Source organism: Desulfosediminicola sp., from assembly GCF_048381775.1.
In the GTDB taxonomy this organism is placed as follows: domain Bacteria; phylum Desulfobacterota; class Desulfobulbia; order Desulfobulbales; family Desulfocapsaceae; genus Desulfopila; species Desulfopila ganghwensis.
In genome coordinates this window covers 170,081-188,725 of sequence record NZ_JBLXGE010000007.1, presented here as the reverse complement: position 1 = coordinate 188,725, position 18,645 = coordinate 170,081, and the positions used below count along the sequence as shown (strand labels likewise).

At 52.0% G+C, this 18,645-nt stretch carries 20 protein-coding genes; 19 read left to right on the top strand and 1 reads right to left on the bottom strand.

Features of this window, described 5'->3' with window-relative positions; genetic code table 11:
- The first annotated feature begins 2 nt into the window (after positions 1–2).
- From ACN5NT_RS13485 to ACN5NT_RS13395, 19 genes are all read left to right on the top strand, one after another.
- Positions 3–1,331, top strand: coding sequence for a phenylacetate--CoA ligase family protein (locus ACN5NT_RS13485; protein ID WP_419175762.1), 1,329 nt, complete (start codon positions 3–5; stop codon positions 1,329–1,331).
- Between the two features lie 67 nt (positions 1,332–1,398).
- Complete coding sequence (locus ACN5NT_RS13480; protein WP_136795697.1) at positions 1,399–2,436, top strand: radical SAM/SPASM domain-containing protein; 1,038 nt, start codon at positions 1,399–1,401, stop codon at positions 2,434–2,436.
- Between the two features lie 40 nt (positions 2,437–2,476).
- Positions 2,477–3,019: a beta-ketoacyl synthase N-terminal-like domain-containing protein gene (locus ACN5NT_RS13475; protein ID WP_419175761.1), complete on the top strand. Its 543-nt coding sequence runs from the start codon at positions 2,477–2,479 to the stop codon at positions 3,017–3,019.
- A gap of 1 nt (position 3,020) precedes the next feature.
- On the top strand, positions 3,021–4,280 hold the full coding sequence (locus ACN5NT_RS13470; protein ID WP_419175760.1) for a B12-binding domain-containing radical SAM protein: 1,260 nt from the start codon (positions 3,021–3,023) through the stop codon (positions 4,278–4,280).
- Positions 4,265–5,614, top strand: coding sequence for a lipid biosynthesis B12-binding/radical SAM protein (locus ACN5NT_RS13465; RefSeq protein WP_419175759.1), 1,350 nt, complete (start codon positions 4,265–4,267; stop codon positions 5,612–5,614). Before ACN5NT_RS13470 ends, ACN5NT_RS13465 begins: the two co-directional genes overlap by 16 nt.
- A gap of 22 nt (positions 5,615–5,636) precedes the next feature.
- Positions 5,637–6,818 (top strand): DUF2062 domain-containing protein, encoded by a 1,182-nt coding sequence (locus tag ACN5NT_RS13460; protein ID WP_419175758.1) that lies wholly within the window; start codon positions 5,637–5,639, stop codon positions 6,816–6,818.
- 4 nt (positions 6,819–6,822) lie between these two features.
- Positions 6,823–7,722: a lipid A biosynthesis acyltransferase gene (locus ACN5NT_RS13455; RefSeq protein WP_419175757.1), complete on the top strand. Its 900-nt coding sequence runs from the start codon at positions 6,823–6,825 to the stop codon at positions 7,720–7,722.
- A gap of 23 nt (positions 7,723–7,745) precedes the next feature.
- Entirely contained in the window at positions 7,746–8,000 is a 255-nt protein-coding gene (locus tag ACN5NT_RS13450; RefSeq protein ID WP_136795692.1) for a phosphopantetheine-binding protein, read from the top strand.
- Positions 8,001–8,089: 89 nt separating this feature from the next.
- Entirely contained in the window at positions 8,090–8,539 is a 450-nt protein-coding gene (locus ACN5NT_RS13445; protein ID WP_419175756.1) for an excinuclease ABC subunit A, read from the top strand.
- Between the two features lie 10 nt (positions 8,540–8,549).
- Positions 8,550–9,776, top strand: a complete 1,227-nt coding sequence (locus tag ACN5NT_RS13440; RefSeq protein ID WP_419175755.1) for a beta-ketoacyl-[acyl-carrier-protein] synthase family protein — start codon at positions 8,550–8,552, stop codon at positions 9,774–9,776.
- Entirely contained in the window at positions 9,773–10,567 is a 795-nt protein-coding gene (locus tag ACN5NT_RS13435) for a beta-ketoacyl synthase N-terminal-like domain-containing protein (protein ID WP_419175754.1), read from the top strand. Before ACN5NT_RS13440 ends, ACN5NT_RS13435 begins: the two co-directional genes overlap by 4 nt.
- A 51-nt stretch (positions 10,568–10,618) precedes the next feature.
- Entirely contained in the window at positions 10,619–11,350 is a 732-nt protein-coding gene (fabG, locus tag ACN5NT_RS13430; protein WP_419175753.1) for a 3-oxoacyl-ACP reductase FabG, read from the top strand.
- A complete protein-coding gene (locus ACN5NT_RS13425) occupies positions 11,350–11,793 on the top strand; it encodes a hypothetical protein (RefSeq protein WP_419175752.1) in 444 nt (147 codons plus the stop codon). Before fabG ends, ACN5NT_RS13425 begins: the two co-directional genes overlap by 1 nt.
- Before the next feature lie 13 nt (positions 11,794–11,806).
- Positions 11,807–12,502: a LolA family protein gene (locus ACN5NT_RS13420; RefSeq protein ID WP_419175751.1), complete on the top strand. Its 696-nt coding sequence runs from the start codon at positions 11,807–11,809 to the stop codon at positions 12,500–12,502.
- Positions 12,495–14,903, top strand: coding sequence for an MMPL family transporter (locus tag ACN5NT_RS13415; RefSeq protein WP_419175750.1), 2,409 nt, complete (start codon positions 12,495–12,497; stop codon positions 14,901–14,903). The genes ACN5NT_RS13420 and ACN5NT_RS13415 overlap by 8 nt, the downstream gene beginning before the upstream one ends.
- Before the next feature lie 57 nt (positions 14,904–14,960).
- Positions 14,961–15,461, top strand: coding sequence for a hypothetical protein (locus ACN5NT_RS13410; RefSeq protein ID WP_419175749.1), 501 nt, complete (start codon positions 14,961–14,963; stop codon positions 15,459–15,461).
- Positions 15,462–15,469: 8 nt separating this feature from the next.
- A complete protein-coding gene (locus ACN5NT_RS13405; RefSeq protein WP_419175748.1) occupies positions 15,470–15,904 on the top strand; it encodes a beta-hydroxyacyl-ACP dehydratase in 435 nt (144 codons plus the stop codon).
- Positions 15,905–15,968: 64 nt separating this feature from the next.
- The gene (locus ACN5NT_RS13400) at positions 15,969–16,439 is read left to right on the top strand and encodes an acyl-CoA thioesterase (RefSeq protein ID WP_419175747.1); all 471 of its coding nucleotides are present in this window, start codon (positions 15,969–15,971) and stop codon (positions 16,437–16,439) included.
- Positions 16,439–17,527: a beta-ketoacyl synthase N-terminal-like domain-containing protein gene (locus tag ACN5NT_RS13395; protein WP_419175746.1), complete on the top strand. Its 1,089-nt coding sequence runs from the start codon at positions 16,439–16,441 to the stop codon at positions 17,525–17,527. Before ACN5NT_RS13400 ends, ACN5NT_RS13395 begins: the two co-directional genes overlap by 1 nt.
- Before the next feature lie 5 nt (positions 17,528–17,532).
- Here ACN5NT_RS13395 and ACN5NT_RS13390 read toward each other — a convergent pair whose 3' ends face one another.
- Positions 17,533–18,390 carry a neutral zinc metallopeptidase gene (locus tag ACN5NT_RS13390; protein WP_136795680.1) on the bottom strand — a complete coding sequence of 286 codons (858 nt, stop codon included), beginning with the start codon at positions 18,388–18,390 and terminating at the stop codon, positions 17,533–17,535.
- Positions 18,391–18,645 lie beyond the last annotated feature (255 nt).

Sequence of the window (18,645 nt, the reverse complement as noted above, 5' to 3'; positions counted from 1 at the left end):
AAATGAATCAGATGGTTGAGCAGAATAGGTACAGCCTGCAGGAAGCGTTTGCCCTGAGGGAAAAGCCTTTGAAAGAGATTGAAGCGGTACAGCTCATATCCCTGAAAAAGCATATCCGTCGGGCGGGAACGACTGCCTTTTATCGGGAAGCATTTGACGCTATTGGTCTTGATGAAGCTGAGTTGTCCTCAATCAGCGATCTCACTCAGCTCCCATTTACCACCCGGGAAGACCTGGACCGTTTTCCGGAAAAGTTCGGTGTGAGTGATCAGAAGAGTATCGTCGACGTGGCGCTCACTTCAGGCACAACCGGTAACGCGGTGATGGTCCCTTATACAGCAAATGATCTGCAGCGGCTGGCTTTCAATGAGGCTGTAGCTTTTCACAGCGTGGGGGTTCGAGCCCGGGATCGTGTGCTGCTCACAGTTACTCTGGACCGTTGTTTCATCGCCGGTCTTGCCTATTACAGCGGTGTGACCATGCTGGGAGCTGCAGCTATACGTAACGGTCCCGGCCAGCCTGCCCGGCAATGGCAGATCATTGAAACCCTCAGGCCACGGGTAGTGGTTGGCGTTCCGACCTTTCTATATGAGCTTGCCTGCTGGGGCAATGAACACGGCATTGATGTGTCGCAAAGTTCAATTGAGACCATTGTCACCATTGGTGAGCCGGCCCGACGCCCGGGTAATATATTGACACCGTTGGGACAAAACCTCCATAAACTCTGGGGGGCAAACCTATATTCATCCTATGGAGCGACTGAGTTTGAGACCGCTTTTGGTGAATGTTCAGCCCAGGCAGGAGGCCATGTCCACCCGGAACTGATGCTGGTGGAAATTGTTGATGACCAAGGGCGGGTATTGCCGGATGGCGAGCAGGGGGAAGTAGTTGTGACACCTCTGGGAGTTGAGGGCTTTCCTTTGCTGCGACTGAGGACAGGCGATGTGGCGAGGCTTGATTCAACCCCTTGCACGTGCGGTTGGAACACCAAACGACTCGGGCCGGTGGAAGGTCGCCTGGCCCAGCGACTGAAGTATAAAGGTACCACTCTTTATCCTGAGACCATTTTCAATGTGCTGCAGGATGATCTCCGTATTTCCGGCGCATATGTTGAAGTCCGGCAGTCTGCGGATGGTTCCGATGATATCACGGTGGTGGTTGGCAGTGACGACAGCTCCCTGGATGTGCAGTTCATGGTCGAGCAACTGCAGGCCAGACTGCGGGTGAAGCCTGTTATCCGGGTGGACAGTGTTGCCGGGGTGAAGGCGGCAATGTTTGCAGATGGCAGCCGTAAGGCAAAGAAATTTTTTGATTTTCGAAACGAAGAATGATTGCAGGTCCGCTCAAGGGCAAAATCTGTTTCGAAAATAGATATACAGATCCAGAGGTGAGGTATCAATGACATGTTTAGGTGAGCAACTGGGGATGGAGTTTACCCCGGAAGAAATTGCTGAATGCCGGGAAAATAACGGGCTGCTATCGGTGGAACTGGAGTTGTCCAGGGTGTGCAATCTCCGTTGTGTGTACTGCTATGCCTCGTCTGGTGAGCCCCTGACCAACGAACTTTCCCTGGCTGAGATCTACGATATTATCGATCAGGCGAAGGGGCTGGGGGCAAAGAAAATTATCGTTCTTGGCGGTGGTGAGCCGATGCTCTATCCACACCTGCGGGAGGTTATCGATTATATCCTGGCGGGGGATATGGTGGTGGAGCTCTTCACGAACGGGATCAACCTCACCGAGGAGTTTGCAACCTGGCTCTATCAGCGGCAGGTTGGGGTTGTGCTCAAAATGAACAGCCGGGAAGAGGCTGTTCAGGATAGCCTCGCCGGCAGGAAAGGGGCCTATACCACCATCGTCAAGGCAATGAGTGCGCTGAGATATGCCGGCTACCCTGATGAGCACAGTTCCCTGGGAGTCGAGACCATTATCTGCAAACAGAACTATGATGAACTTCCAGAACTGTGGCGCTGGGCCAGACGCCGTGGAATCACACCCTATGTGGAGACTCTGACCAATCAGGGCCGGGCGACTGAAGGCGAACAGCTGGAAGTCGAGCCGGAAAAGGTCAAGGCAATGTTTGAGGAACTGGCCCGCATAGACAGGGAAGAGTTCGAGTGTGGCTGGACGCCGCATCCGCCTCTGGTCGCATCACATTGTGCCCGCCACGAATATTCCTGCACGGTTACCACCACCGGTGAAATACAACCTTGTCCGGGAGTAAGTGTCTCGGCAGGATCGACACGTCAGCAGAGTCTTGCGGAAATAATCAGGCAGAGCAGGGTAATGCAGGATATGAGAAATATCCGCAGCCATATCAAGGGTGCCTGTGCCAGTTGCGAGATGAGTGATGACTGCTATGGCTGTCGTGGCCACGCGTATCAGGTGACTGGGGATTATTTCGCCGAGGACCCGCTTTGCTGGCTGAAAAAATGATAATAGACGGCTTTGTTCCGGCTTGAAGTGACCCAAAATTATGTCTGACGAAATATCACCAATAGAGCTTATTGCCGATGAGGCCTTTGCTGCCGCAAACACTTTTTTAGGTGGGTTGCCCAGCCGTTGGGGCCGCATGACACCGCTTAGCCGGCTGTTGATTGTTGAATGCGGCCGTCAACTGTTTGGGAGCAATGTGCTTGAGCCGGGTCAGCGTCTTTGTGATCTTGGCAGAAATGTCGGTCTGATCGGAGGAACCCGATGGGGTTCACTGCATACGGACCAGGCATTTATCGAAACTATGAGCGCCGGGCCGGGTTTGGCCAGTCCGGCCCTGTTCGGTTATACCCTCCCGAACACTCCTTTAGCTGAAGTTGCTGTTATGTTTGGGCTAACTGGCCCTGTATATGCCCTTTTTGATATTGAAACTCCCCTTGTATGCGCCACAGATGAGGCACGGATGCTCCTTGCCATGCAGAATGATCTCGATTTCATGCTTGCCTGTGAATTTGATCACCGGATCGTATGCGATGACGGCGATCAGCGAGAGGAGATTTTTGCAACCCTAACTCTGGTACAATAGAATGCCCTCCATAATCCTTGTTTATCCGAAGTGGAACAAAATACCTGAGCAGACTGAATTCCATCTGCCTCCACACGGTCCGGTTTGTGTCGCTGCAGCAATTCCTGAAAAGTATAGTGTTACTTTTATTGATGAAAATGTTGATGAGCTGGACTTTTCCGCTTCTGTCGATGTGGTCCTGCTTTCGATGATGCTTACCTGCCAATTGCCGCGAGGTCGTGAGATAGCAGATAAATTCAGGTCGTTGGGGGTTCCGGTGATTGCCGGTGGAATTTCCACCATGCTGCATGCCGAGGAGGTTGCGACCTTCGTCGATTCTATCTTTCTTGGCGAGGCCGAAGATGGCAGACTTGCCGGCGTGCTAGAAGATCTGGAAAATGAGCGGCTGGCGCCAAAGTATGATTATTTCCATGATTTTCCGCCAATAGAAAGTGTCGGGCCCGCCCGTCGGTCCATTCTCAATCAAGAGCGCTATGTTTATCGGGGCGTGCGTATGGTTGATCTGGTACACGCCTCACGCGGTTGCCGTTTCAATTGTTTTCCCTGCGCTACTGCCTATCTTGGCGGCAGGCAGTTCAGGCCACGGCCGATCGAGCAGGTGGTAGCGGAGATTGAGGGTATTGATAACAATCGACTGTTTCTGGTGGATAACTCCCTGGCACAGGATAAAAAGTGGGTCATGGAGCTTTTTGAGGCTCTGAAGCCACTGAAAAAGAAGTGGATTTCCCACCCAATTCTGGATGAGGAAGATGTCATAGCGAAAGCGGCTGAGGCAGGATGCTGGTATGTGTACCAGGCAGTTTTCGATACTTCGGATGTTATTCGTGAACGGGTTAAACGACTCAAGGATCACGGTATCGGAGTGGAAGCTGCTGTTTTACTTGGCACCGATAACCAGGATGCCGATTACATCAAGCGTCTTGTTGATTTTCTGCTTGAGATCGATGTGGACATGTCGGAATTTTCTATTCTCACACCGTTTCCCCATACACCGGTGACCGCCACCTATGAGAAAGAGGGGCGTATTCTCCATCGGGACTGGAGCCGTTATACCACCGCCGAGGTTGTCTATCAGCCGAAGAATATGAGCCCGGAAACCTTGCAGGAGATGTATGCATACGCTTGGCGGGAATTCTATCGCGATGTTCCTCAATCCCTCAGGATGGCACGACTTTTCACTGATCTTGTGAGAAAGGAAATGGCTGATGGAACCTATCAGTCACCCAAGCTGTCCGGAGATAGGAAATGGCTGAAGAACTAAGTTCGAAAGCCCAGGCCCGGTGTCTCATTGTCTCTTCCAATCAGGTGGTGACACCGTACCCTGTTTTTCCACTTGGCGCGGCCTATGTGGTGGCGGCTTTAAACAGACATGGCCATTCGGCCCGCCATTTTGACCTGCTTGGCGACGGTGGGATGGCCGGCTTTGTTGAACTGTTGCAGGAGCAGCAGTTCGATCTGGTCGGAGTCTCGATTCGCAATCTGGATACAGTGGATAGTGCTTCTCCCGATGAGTATCTGGATGGCGTGGTTGAATTGGTTGGCCTGATACGGCAGACCCTGAACACCAGGATCGTTCTTGGTGGACCAGCCTTTTCCATCATGCCGGAGCGACTGATGGAGCTTTTAGAAGCAGATTACGGGGTGGTTGGCGAGGGTGAAGAGGTGATGGTCTGGCTGGCTACGGAGATTGCTGCCGGGCGCTTTCCCCAGGAGAAGATTCTGAAGGCCCCACGCCTGGAGAGCTTTGCCACGAGGGCCGAGCCTGGAATCGCCACCGCTCAGTATTACACCAATCACGGCGGCATGCTCAACTTGCAGTCGAAGCGTGGTTGTCCCTACAACTGCAGCTATTGTTCATACCCTACCATCGAGGGGCGGAAGATCCGGTATCGTGACCCGGAAGAAGTCGTTGATGAGATGGCCAGGCTCAATAGAGATCATGGTGCCAAGTATCTCTTTTTTGCGGACAGTGTCTTTAATGACCCCGCCGGAAAGTATCTTGAGATAGCCGAAACTCTGATACGCCGTGAGATTTCAATTCCCTGGTGTGCTTTTTTCCGGCCTGAGAATATCTCCCGTGAAGATTTGCGACTTTTGAAAAGAGCGGGGCTTGCGGCAGTTGAGCTGGGAACCGATGGCGCAACCGATACAACCCTTGCCGGCTTCGGCAAGGGGTTCAGTTATGGTGATGTGCTGAAAGTCCATGAGAATGTGATTGCCGAAGAGATCCCTTGCGCGCACTTCATCATGTTCGGAGGCCCGGGCGAGACACGTGCCACTGTAGACGAGGGGTTGAAGCACATAGAAAAGCTGGATAAGTCAGTGGTTTTTGCCTTCATCGGTATTCGCATATTGCCGGGTACCGCGATTTGTGACCGGGCCATTGCCGAAGGGGTGGTGGCGGCGGATCAGTCCCTGCTGAAGCCCGTATTCTATTACTCGCCGGAAGTGACGCGGCAGGAAATCGAAACGAAAATCATGGCTTCATTCGCAAGTAGAATGGATCGGATTTATCCATGCCATCAGTTCTATGATCGCATCGCGATGTTACATAAAATAGGTAAAGTCGGGCCGTTATGGGAGCTGTTGATATAGTGAAACTGGAGGCGATTGATCTATGAAACATGAAAATGATCTGCAAATGCTTCTGGTTATTCCCCTGTACAATCATGGCGCGACTATTGGTCCCGTGGTTGAAAAGGCCCTGATCACAGGCTACCCGGTTCTTGTCGTCGATGACGGCAGTGAAGATGGCGGCCTGAAAAATGTCGCTCACCTGCAATGTCACAGCCTCAGGTTTGATGAAAACAGAGGCAAAGGTGCGGCAATCATGGCGGCGATAGCCTATGCGGCAGAGCATGGCTACGACGCGATCTGCACCATGGATGCAGATGGGCAGCACGACCCGGCCGATGCGATACAGCTTATAGATTCTGCTCATGAAGGGCGCTGGCCTGCGGTGGTAATCGGTGATCGCGCCATGATCCAGGAAACGGTACCGGGTTCCAGTCATTTCGGTAAGAAATTTTCCAACTTCTGGGTGCGACTGGAGTGTGGGGAAGAACTCAATGACACCCAGAGCGGTATGCGGGTCTACCCGGTTCAGGAGTTACTGGACCTCGAACTTTCCTGTAGCCGGTACGATTTTGAGATTGAGGCGTTGGTGAAACTTGTCTGGGGCGGAGTGGCCGTCAGATCGGTTCCGGTTTCAGTCCATTATCCTTCACGGGATGAGAGAGTAAGTCATTTTGACAAATTGCGGGATAACTGGCGACTGTCAATGTTACACACCAGACTTGTCGTACGAAGGCTATTGCCCTTTCAGCATAAACGACTGGTGAAAGAAGAAGAGCCAGGCCCCAAAGTGATCGATGTGAAAAATCCGTGGCAGACATTGAAAAATCTCTGCCAGGAGAGCGCTTCGCCTTTCTGGCTGGCGGTTGCGGTCTGGTTCGGTCTGTTTTTGGGAGCGCTGCCATTGATCGCCTGTCACACCATCGCGATCATTTATGTGACCTATCGGTTTCGTCTCAACAAGATAGCCGCGGTGGCAGCCAGCCAGTTCTGTATGCCGCCGGTGGTTCCTGCTCTGTGCATCGAGGTTGGATATTTTATGCGAACGGGTACTTTCCTGCTCGATCTTTCCTGGGAACGCTGGACTCTGGAGATTCACCAGCGACTTTTTGAGTGGTTGATTGGCTCAATGCTCGTCGGGCCGATCCTTGGGGTTGCCGGCGGGACGATTGTCTACTGGTTTTCGCGCAAGATGGTCGACAGACCAATCGAGACAGTGGGGTAGGGTTTTGGCACTGAAGCATCTTCTGCAAAAACTTGAGGCACTGGGGCATTGGTTTTTCTATATGACCATGCGGATTTTTGGCCCGTATGGACTCATGGCAGCACGGATACTGCTGGTACCGGTGATTTTATGTTATGTGGTGTTCAGCCGTAAAATCAACAAGACAATTGCGGTGTACCTCAAACATCGTTTTCCGGGTGAGCCAGGGTGGAAATATTTCAGCTATGTCTTCAGAAATGTTTACGCGTTCGGCTCCATACTGGTGGATCGCGGTTGGCTTGGTGTGAACCCCAGGGTGAATTTTGATGGAACATTTGAGGGGCTTGAGACCCTTTCTAAGCTGATTGCTGAAGGTAAGGGGGTGGTGATGATCACCGCCCATGTGGGTAACTGGCAGACAGCGTTTGCCAACCTTGGTGATCTGGGCGCCAAGGTCCATGCAATGATGCAATACGACCAGCAGCTGGTGGCCAAACATTATTTTGATTTGCAGGGGACTACTCCTCCTTTTGAAATAATCTCAGTGGATGATGACTTTGGTGGCATGATAGATGCGGCGGCCGCTCTTTCGCGGGGAGAGATTGTCACCATTATGGCCGACAGGTATGTAAAAGGTTCCAGCACAGAGGTCGATTTTCTCGGAGCAAAAGTACGTCTGCCCGATGCTGCCTATGTGCTGGCGGCAGCGTCAGCCGCCCCGGTGGTGGTGGTGCTTTCAGCGAAAACGGGCGTCAGATCTTACCAGATCAAAGTGTGGGATCATTTTTATCCCGAGTATGCAACCAGGGATGAGAGACAGCCAATGCTCAAGGAGTGTGCATCCAGGTACGCGAAGTCTTTGGAGAAGTATCTTAAGCGATACCCTTTCCAGTGGTACAATTTTTATAATTTTTGGAAGCAATAATAGTTAATTATCAGGTGAAAAGAATGGAAGACATGAAACAGCAGCTCAAAACAATCATCATCGACGAACTCAAAATCCAGGGTGTGACTCCTGCCGATATCGGTGACAAAGATCCCCTGTTTGGTGATGGTCTTGGTTTGGATTCCCTTGATGCCGTAGAGCTGGTGGTGGTGATTCAGAAGCATTTCGGTGTGCAGATAGCGGATATGGATGAAGGGCGAAAGGCGTTCGAGTCCGTTGAAACCCTGGCTGCGTATATAACCGAACACAAGAACTAATTGAATAGTACCAGGATGTTTCTGGAAAAGGCTGTGCTGTAATTTGCGTGTTAAAACCTTGTATTCAATCAAACAGTTAAGGAGAAACAATGTTGAGACAGAAGATTGCTGTAGCCGGAGTTGCCGCTCTGCTCACCCTGACTGCCACATGCGCTCTGGCGGGTGATGTAAAGAAAAAATTCTCCATTGAGAGTGCCAGGAGCAGTTCCTCCGTTCAGGAAGTTTTAAACGGTGATGTGCTGTTTTACTGGGCTGGTCAGAAACATCCCCAAGTGCAGCATTCGTATGGTGAGTTTAAAACGAGTAAACGAACTAACGGATTAGGTAAGGCAAAAGATGGTGCTTGTGCCCATGCTCTTGCCTCGGCCTTGAAGGTGTTTGAAAAAAGGGCGATACAAGAGGGCGGAAATGCCGTAATTGATCTTCAGTCCAATATCAAGAACCAGGCTGAATCAAGTGCGACGGAGTATAGCTGTCTGGTTGGTTCGATGATGGTCAATGTTGCCTTGAAGGGCAAAGTAGTAACTGTAAAACGGTAATAAATACATCATGAGTACTTCGTCAGTTGTAATAAGTGGCACAGGCTGTATCGCCGCAGTCGGAAATGGTTGCAGGGAGGCATTTGCCCACCTGCAACAATCCAAAGTACGGAATGTCCAGGTGGCTGAGGAATATTTCACTGCTCCTTTTACTGCGCCCTGTTTTCTGGTTTCCACGGGCCGGGATGGTTCCGGCTCTATGTGGCAGGGACTTGCCTTGAAGGCGGATAACAGCAGCAACCGCACTATTCGACTTGCCTTGACGGCCATCGAAGAGGCATTGCTTGAAGCTGGCGTGAGTCTCGACAGGTTGGCAGGTAAAAGAGTTGGCATTGCCCTGGGAACTACGGTGGGCTGTACCTTTCACAACGAGCGCTATTACATTGACTGGAAAGAACAACGGGAACCGGACTCCACGGCGCTTGTAACCTATCTCAATGCTAATTTAGCAGAGAGGATTCAGCGTGTTCTGGGGGTATGCGGGCCGCGAATGGTTATCACCAATGCCTGTGCCTCGGGGACCGATGCGATCGGTGTTGCCAAAAGCTGGCTCGAGAATGATCTTTGCGATATCGCCATTGCCGGCGGTGTGGATGAACTTTCCCGCATTGCCTGTAATGGTTTCCGCAGCCTGATGCTGGTGGCCGATACCAGCTGTACCCCATTTGATAAGGACCGTCAGGGGCTGAATCTGGGAGAGGGGGCAGGTGTATTTGTGCTGCAACGTGAAGCCGAGGCCGCGGGGAATGATCCGCTTGGCTGGGTCAGGGGGTATGGTACTGCGGGTGATGCACATCACCCAACCGCTCCTCATCCGCAAGGCGAAGGACTGCAGCGGGCACTGGCACTGGCTCTCAAAGATGCCGGGTGCGACCCTGCCGGCATTGCCCTTATAAATGCCCATGGCACCGGTACACTGGCCAATGACAGAGCAGAGACAAATGCCATAAGCGAAATGGGTTTTGATGCAGAACGAACTCCTGTCGTTTCGACCAAAGGTGCCACCGGTCATACCCTTGGTGCTGCTGGTGGCATTGAGGCTGTCTTTACCCTGATGGCCCTGAACGCCGGGAAGACCAACGGCACGGTAGGTTGCAGTGAGCAGGAAGCTGACCTGGCTGTCCGGGTTCTGGCCCAAGCTGAAACGGCAGATCTGCATGGCCGGATTGGTATCAGCCAGTCTCTGGCGTTTGGTGGTTCAAACAGTGTTTTGGTGATAGAAGGGGCAGGGCTATGACGGTGCGGGTAGCAGAAGTGTTTGTGTCGAACCTGGATGAGCTGACTGTTCCGGTCGAGCTTTCAAGGCAATTGCGCAGGGCGGATGATTTCATTCGTCTGGCAGTGGTCGCCGGGCACAACGTGTTGCAGCAGGCGGCGGCAACAGAAGGGAATAAAGAGCGGATTGGCCTTTTTCTCGGCTCGGCTTTCGGGCCCATGCAGACAAATTTTGATGTGCTGGATCAGGTCGTGAGCGACCAGCCGGTTTCGCCGATCCTCTTTTCTCACTCGGTCTTTAATGGAGCAGCCGGCTATCTTGCCAGTGTTTTTGGCATTAAAGGCTGTGCTCTGACAATGACTGATTTCAATGTGCCCTTTATAAGGTCACTTGAGCAGGGCATCCAGGCAATTGAAGGCGGTAGTCTTGATTGTTGTCTGGTATTGCAGATCGAAACCTACAGCCGTTTACTGCATGATGCCCGAAAAACACATTGCCCGGAAGATGCTGAGTGGCAACCGGGGGTGGTCTGCTGGTTGTTGAAAGCAGCTGCCTCAGCGGATGACGGGATCGTGCTGAAGAGGGTAAGCAGTCAGCAGCAACTAAAAGATGACGACGAGATTGATGCGGCGAATCGACTGCGCGTTGTCGAAAGGCTAAACCTGGTCGAAGAAGTCCTCGAGATCAGAGACCCGCTCGGAGCAGCGATCACCTTGAGTTCATTGATGCGAGGCGACGGAAGTGCTGCTAACGGGAAAGTGATATCACTTGAATCGGAGCACACCACGGTTGAACTCGAATTTTGTTCATAATCCAGACGTAGTAACAACCAGTATTAGACCTGAGGAAAGGGAGTAGTGAGTATGGCCAAGGAAACGAAAACTGTATTTATCAGCGGTGCAAGCCGTGGTATCGGCGCAGGGATTGCGCGCAGACTGGCCGCTGAAGGTTTTGACATCTGGTTGAATTACAGGAGTTCAGAAGAAAAAGCCAGGGAAGTCCAGGCGGAGATTGAAGGACTTGGGCGGGTCTGCCGTCTCCTGCCCTTTGATGTCGCTGATGATACCGCAGCCCGGAAGGTACTGGAACCGCTGCTTGATGAGCATGTGCCATTCGGTATGGTGCACAATGCAGGCATTACCCGTGATACCCTGTTGCCGCTCATGCGCACCGACGAGTGGAGGGATGTGATTGATGTTCATCTGAACTCATTTTTTATTCTCGGCCGGCTGTTTTCCAAAGCCATGCTCCCCAAACGTCAGGGACGCATTATCTCGCTCGCTTCCATCTCCGGAGAAACAGGGCAGGCTGGCCAGGTGAACTACTCTGCGGCAAAGGCAGGATTGATAGGTGCCTCCAAGGCCCTGGCCAGGGAACTCGCACGAAGAAACATTCTGGTGAATGTGGTTTCACCGGGTTTGATTGAGACTGAAATGATTGACGATCTGCCGCTTGATAAGATCCTGCCGATGATTCCCATGGGCCGGGTCGGAACGGTTGAAGAGGTGTCAGGGGTTGTACGCTTCCTGCTGAGTGATGAGGCCAGTTACATGACGGGCCAGGTCTTGAGCGTTAACGGCGGGATGTACATGTGATGGGTGCTTTAAGCTTGCCGGTTCCGGCTCTGGAGATTCTGCCACACAGGCCTCCCATGGTGTTTGTGGACGAGTTGACCGAGCGTTACGATGATATAGCCGTTGCTTCAGTGAAGCTTGACGAGGAGGCGATCTGTTTTCATCGCACTCCTGCAGGTGTTGAGATTCTCCCTGAAGTGTATGTTGAAATCATTGCCCAGACAGCTGCTCTCGCCAACGGCTATGATGCCAGATGTGAGGGAAAGAAAATGAAAGACGGCATGCTGGTGGGGATTGACAGTTTTACGGTGACAGCTGTCGGCAATATCTTTGATCGTCTGGTTGCCCGGGTGGAGAAAGTTTTCGAATTTGACGCCTTAACTATTATTCAAGGCCGTATTTTCCATGGAGAAGAGCTTGTGGCGGAGGGTAAGATCAAGGTTTGGGAAAATCCTGAACCATGACAGCGGGGGAGATATGGTAACAGGGATAAGGACCGGCACGTTGCAACTATTTCTTGCGGCTATTTTGGTATTAGCGTCGGCTGGTTACGGCAAGGCGGCACAGTCTGCTGAAATGCAGGATTTTCTGAATCGCGTGCAGAACGCATCCGATGGGGTCACCTCATTTTACAGCGAATTTACCCAGGAAAAACATCTGGCCATGTTCGACACACCGGTACAATTTTCCGGTCGGCTGGCGATTATCCGGCCTGATAAGCTCCGTTGGGAGTTTGTTCAGCCTGTACCATCTGTGCTGATATTCAATGGTGACAAGGGGCTTCGGTGCAGCGACCAGGCCGAACCTGAATACTTTTCCCTGAAGACCGATCCCGTCATGCGCCTGGTGGCAGAACAGCTGTGGTACTGGATGGGCGGGAATTACCAGCAGATGTCCGATCGCTATAATCTTACCTATGAGCCGCCAGCCACTCTTGGGGTGGCCCCGAAAGATAAAAAAGAAGCGGAGTACCTGAAAGGGGTGAAGATCAGTTTCGAACCGGACACTCTGCAACCTCAGCAGGTTGAGATTTACGAGGGGGGCAATGATACAACCAGAATGGTTTTTCTTGAACCCCTGTTAAACAGCGATCTGCCGGATGAGTACTTCAACGAATGCAGTGCAGGTTTAAACGCCCTCACCAGGGCAGGCAGTGGCGGCAGCAATGACTAAAGGTTCGCGCTGTACCCGGTGGCTGCTGGTTCTGTCGGTGGTGTTTGCTGCCTGCTGGTATGCACTGCAGCTTTCCGTGCGGGATGATGCACTGGATCTGCTGCCTGACGGCCAGGTTCGTCATGACGTGGAACTTCTCCAGACGATAGGTCTTGTCGACAGGATCTTTATCACCTTTTCGGCAGAGGCTGGCCGCTTTGCCTCACCTCAGCTTGCCGGTGCTGCATTGAAGAGCAGCGTCTCGTCTTTAGGGGAACGGTTGACCGCAGATGATGACTTCGGCAATGTGCTCTATCGCTTTCCGGATGGGTATCAGCAGCAACTCTACCAGACGCTGCAGCCCTATTTGCCGGTTCTGCTGACCGACGATGATTATCAGATCGTAGCTGATAAAATTACACCTGAGGCCATTCAAGAGGCTTTAAAGAACAATTACCTGCTGCTGAACACGCCCGCAGGAATGGGAATGAAAGACCTGATTGCAGCCGATCCTTTGGGATTAATGCCGGTTTTGCTCAGTAAACTGCAAAACTTTCGTTCAGGTTACTCGATGCAGCTCGATGATGGTTTCCTGGTAAGTCCCGACCAGAAGAACTTTCTGGTGCTGGCCGAGAGTCAGAAGAAACTCACTGACTCCGATAACGCCGAAGCGATTCAGAAAAAACTCGATACCATTTTAGCGGAGGTACTGCTTCCTGGTATCAAGGCCGAAATCATCGGTACTTTGCCGCACACTCTGGCAAACAGCAGATCGATAAAACATGATTTGCGGGTACTCCTGCCTGCCGCGTCCATTCTGCTCGTTGTGTTGCTTGGCGGGGTGCTGCGTGACATCAGGATACTGGTGGTCTTTGCGGTACCATTTCTCGGTGCGCCCCCGGCTATTGCCATTACTTCGGGCATATATGGCAGCATAAGCGGAATGGCTCTTGGATTTGGCATTGTGATATTGGGTATAGCCGTGGATTTCTCAGTCCATCTCTTTCTCGCGCTCCGTGAAGGCAAAAACAGGGCTGAGGCGATGCGTGCCATACGCAGGCCCATGATTTTCGCGACCATGACAACGTTGGCAGTGCTCTGTGTGTTGCTGTTCTCAGATGTGCCATCCCATCGGCAGATGGCGACTTTGGCAATTTCAGGCGTTGTCTTTGCGGTGGGTTTTGCCTGGTTGCTTATTCCAACCGTTGTCAATTTTGGCCCAGGTGAAGAAAAGACTGCATCCTCGATGCAAGGCACTCTTTTACCCGAATACCTTCAACGGCTCCCGGGGACCAATGGCGGTAGAATAATTCTTGTTCTCTGGGCGGGGTTGATCGTTTGCGGAATATTCAGTTGGCCAATGCTGAACTACAATGCGGATCTCCGTTCCCTTGATGTGCCAAATGATGAAATCATTGTTTCAGAGCGCCACTTTTCCAATGTCTGGGGTGGAGGAGGTGAGCAGGCATTTCTTGTAAGTTCCGGTGCGAACCTGGACCAGGCTGTCGATACTAATGATCGTGTTTTTCACTTTCTTGATGAGCATGGAATAGAAATTCATCAGACCTTGGCAGCTATCCTGCCCGGCCCACAGCAGCAGAGGCAAAACCTTACTGCCTGGCAGGCATTCTGGCAGGAAAGAGGCGAATCATTTCCCAAGGATTTCAGCCATGCCTCATCCGGTTATGGGTTTTCAGACAGGGCTTTTCTACCATTTTTGCAAAGTCTTGGTGGCAATCCCGGTATCTTTACAGCTGAAAAGCTCGAAGGCACTGTGCTTGGTTCAATGGCAGGCAGCATGATTCGTGGTGGGGATAAGGGCGATGATACACGTGTTCTCACCATAGTGTCCTTCACGGAGGAAAGTCAGCAGTGGCTGCAACTTCTGGCGACGGAAGACCCCGATGTGGCGGTATTGGCCAATCCCATCTGGCGGTCCGAAGCTGAGCGGATGTTGAAGACCGATATCGTGGTACTTTCAGCCATTGCCGGATGTCTGGTGGTGTTGCTGGTGGCAGTGCAGTTCAGAAATCTACGGGCAATTGTTGCTGTGCTGGCGCCTGTGGTCTCGGCGTTGGCTGCTATGTCGTTATTTTGCCGACTTACGGGGCAGGAACTGAACATGATGCATCTCATCATGGGGATACTGGTCATCGGTTTAGCCGTTGATTATGGTATTTTTATTGTCTGTGCCCGCCTCAGCCAAACTGCTGAATCAGCATACCTCGCGGTTACGATTTGTGCGGCGAGTTCATTGATCGGGTTTGGCGTCCTGGCATTTGCGAGTCATCCGGCGCTTTCTTCGCTGGGAATCACCGTGTTGGTCGGAATAGGTGTAGCGTGTCCAGTTGCGCTCCTGGTCAGTTACCAGCTGGCTGCCCCTGAAAAAAATGGCGGACCGGGAGTCGCCGCAACTGATTAACAACACATGCGATTACTCTCTATTATCTTATTAGCTGTTGTACTCGGTGGCTGCTCTATGGGGAAGGTTGTGCCGCGTCAGGATCTCTCGCTTACTGGCGGCAGTGGCGCCTTGCTGACAAATATGCGCATAGAGCGGTGGGGCGATTCAAAGTATTCCGGATTGCTCGCAATAAAGCAGAATGGCCATGGTATGCATTTTGTACTTTTGGATGCAACGGGGGTGAAGTTGCTTGAGGGAGACGTCGATGAGCAATTGAGCTATACAATTCAGTATGCCCGTGGCAATTTTTCAGACTCTCACCTGCCGAAATTTTTGGCGGTATCTGTTGGTAGAACCTTTTTACAGGAACCGGAAACGCTTCCATGTTCAGCAACAGGGTTCAGCAGGTTGTGCAAAGAACAGACAGGGCAATTGCAGTGGCAACGAAAATTGACAACCGGCCTTGTCACGAGATGGCATGCGCTGGATAATTTTGATTCCGAAGGTCGGTGGCAGAGTGCTGAGTATGCACAGCCCTGGCTTGGCGTACTAATCAGTTTCAGCAGAATAGAATAGGCAGAGTGATGAGTGGTAGTTTTGAAAACCTGTATGAGTCGATCCGTAATTCCTGTCAGAACTGCTCCATAATAAAGCAGGATGAGCACGAAGTGCAGGCGGAGGGCCTCTTTTGCTTTGAGAGGGATTTTTCCGGATTTAAGGGACATTTTCCGGGAATGCCCATTTTGCCGGCGATGGTGCAGATAGCGGCGGTGCGATGCCTGGCGGAATTGCTGTTGCTGTGTGAGGTTCATCCGATACGTTACAAGAAGACCAAATTTCGTGGCGTGGTCAGGCCTGAAGAGCGTATCTCCATTCATTTGCGGATGCTCAGGAATGAGCAGGATCCCAACGTGTGGTCGTTCGAATTTTCACTTAAAAATGAGCTGGGTGAGGTTCTGGCTACCGGTCAGGGTGAGCTGGCGGAGAAAGAGGTTTCAGTAACCTCCAGCGCGATTTAGGAGCTGTTTTGCAGGATATCTGTGTTTATCCTGCGCTAAACGAGGCAACGTTTTAAAAAAGAATATGCGATCAAAAAAAAGTTATTTTCCGGTGGATACGACAGCTCCATCGAATCTGGTAGCGAGTATTGAGCGCCGGGTGCGTTTTGAAGAGGTGGATACCCTGAGGATGGTCTGGCATGGGAGGTATCCAAGTTATCTCGAAGATGGACGAATTGCTTTTGGTGACAAGTACGGTTTGTCATACCAGGCGTTTATTCAACATCAGACAGCCGCCCCGGTAGTACAGATGCATCTGGATTATTTACTGCCCCTGCGGTTTGACGAACTGTTCACCATCGAGGCGGCTTTACACTGGACAGATTCAGCTCGTCTGAACTTTTCGTACAGGTTGATCAATGATGAGGGGCAAACAACGGCCAAGGGCTATACCGTGCAACTGCTCACCGATACTCGTGGTGAAATGTTACTAATAGTTCCGGAGTGGATCAAAGAATTTCGCGATCGCTGGCAGGCAGGGGAGTGGCATAGATAATGCGCAAGACAGTTATCACGGCAGGAAATATTCTGACTCCCCTGGGGGATCTTGACAGTACATGGCAGGGATTGCTCGCTGGCAGGAGCGGACTTCGTGTTCAGGGCTTAGGCGCAGGAGGAATGAACTTTCCTCTCGGCTTTATTGAAGGGTTGGAAGGGGACGTTGGCAGTCTTGGAAGGCAGGAGAGTTTATTTTCTCATCTGGTAGAGCAAATGCCGAAGATACCTTCGTCAACCGCCCTGTTTTGTGCCACAACCAAAGCCGCAGTAGATGAATTATCGCTAGAGACTGAGGCTGCCGAAGGGCAACCCTGGCAGATTGCCGAAACCCTTGCACAACGGTTGGGGATTCGTGGTGAAGTCAAAACAGTGAGTGCAGCATGTGTGTCCAGCCTGGTGGCAATGATTCAGGGGGCAATGGCAATTCAGTCCGGGAAATGCGACCGGGCACTCGTTATTGGTTTTGATCTGCTGTCGGAGTTTGTGGTATCAGGCTTCGCAAGTTTGAAGGGACTCTCACAGGAGTTGCCGAAACCCTATGACAAAGAGCGTTCAGGGCTTGCTCTTGCCGATGGCGCCGGGTGGGCTCTGCTGGCGGCTGAAGAGGTTTTGGGGGATGATGAAGAACGCCTGGCATGTATGGGAAATTGGGGTATGAGTTGCGATGCCACCCATATCACGGCTCCATGCCGAAACGGAAGCGGACTCGGCAGACTTCTGGAGCAGATTACCAACCAGTGTGTGGCAAAGATTGGTGGTATCAACGGTCACGGCACAGCGACTGTGTATAATGATGCCATGGAGTTACTGGCGTTTGGGCGGCTGACGGAGAATACAATACCTCTCTGCTCTGTGAAGGGTAGCCTGGGCCACAGCCTTGCTGCCGCCGGTATTATCGAGGCCATGCTCAGTGTAAAGAGCCTCAAGCACCAGCTTCTACCACCCACGGTAGGCCTTAAGGAACCGGAGGAGACCTGTCTGCGACTGTCTGGGCTCAAACCTCTGCCGTTACTCTACCCGTCGGTGTTAACCTGTAATTCAGGATTCGGTGGCATCAACGCCGGGCTGTTGTTGACACCGGCTTAAGGGGCCTACAGGCTCTGGGCTGAAAACGTGTCGCAACTCTGCAGGTCACCACTTTTAAGGCCGGTCTTGAACCAGCGCACCCGTTGTTCAGAGGAGCCGTGGGTAAATGAATCAGGAGTTACGTAGCCGCGGGCCTGTTTCTGGAGGCGGTCGTCTCCAATGGCCGAGGCCGCGTTCAGGGCTTCCTCAATATCTCCCTGCTCAAGAATCTGCCGAGCCTCGTTGGCGTGATTAGTCCAGATGCCAGAGAAGCAGTCTGCCTGTAATTCGATTCGTACCGAAAGCTGATTGTATTCAGTCTCGGAGAGTTGTTGCCGCATCTGGTGAACTTGATCGCTGATGCCCAGCAGGTTTTGAACATGGTGACCGACTTCATGGGCAATTACATAAGCCTGGGCAAAATCCCCGGGGGCTCCCAGACTATTTTTCAAATCCTGATAAAAGCTGAGGTCGATATAGACTTTTTGATCTCCGGGACAGTAAAAGGGACCCATGGCAGCCTGGGCGAAGCCGCAGGCAGATTGAACCTGGCCTGAAAACAGCACCAGCTTTGGTTCCGCATAGCTTGCATCACCTGCAGAAAAGATCTTCTGCCAGGTGTCCTCAGTATCCGCCAGTACCACAGAAACGAAATCGGCTAACTCCTGTTCTTGCGGTGTTGGCTGATAATCAGTCTTTTCCATTGTAGTCTCGCCGGTGAGTTGAGCCCCCTGTTGCAGAATGAGTGCCGGGTCGACACCGAAATAGAGAGCCACCAGGGCAAGCAAGAGAATACCGATGCCACCGCCTTTAACTCTTTTAGAGGCCCGGAAACCTCTTTTGTCTTCAATATTACTGCTCCTGCGGCTGCTTCTCCAACGCATTATTAACCCCCTGAGATAATAAAAGTACGGTGGGTGATAAGAACTATTGACGGTTAGGAGTGTTCAGTTAACTCAAGATGAATTTAGGTATAGGCTGGGGAACTGTCAAATCAGGAGTCGGTTGGTGGCAGTGCCTTTGGCGTGATGGCGGCGCTGGTGTTGCTGCAGGGCTGGCAGGGATGTGGGCAGTGGTAACTGCGCTCCGGGGAGACAGGGAGGGCAGTACCGCTTGGAATGTCTGGGAAACCTTAAAGA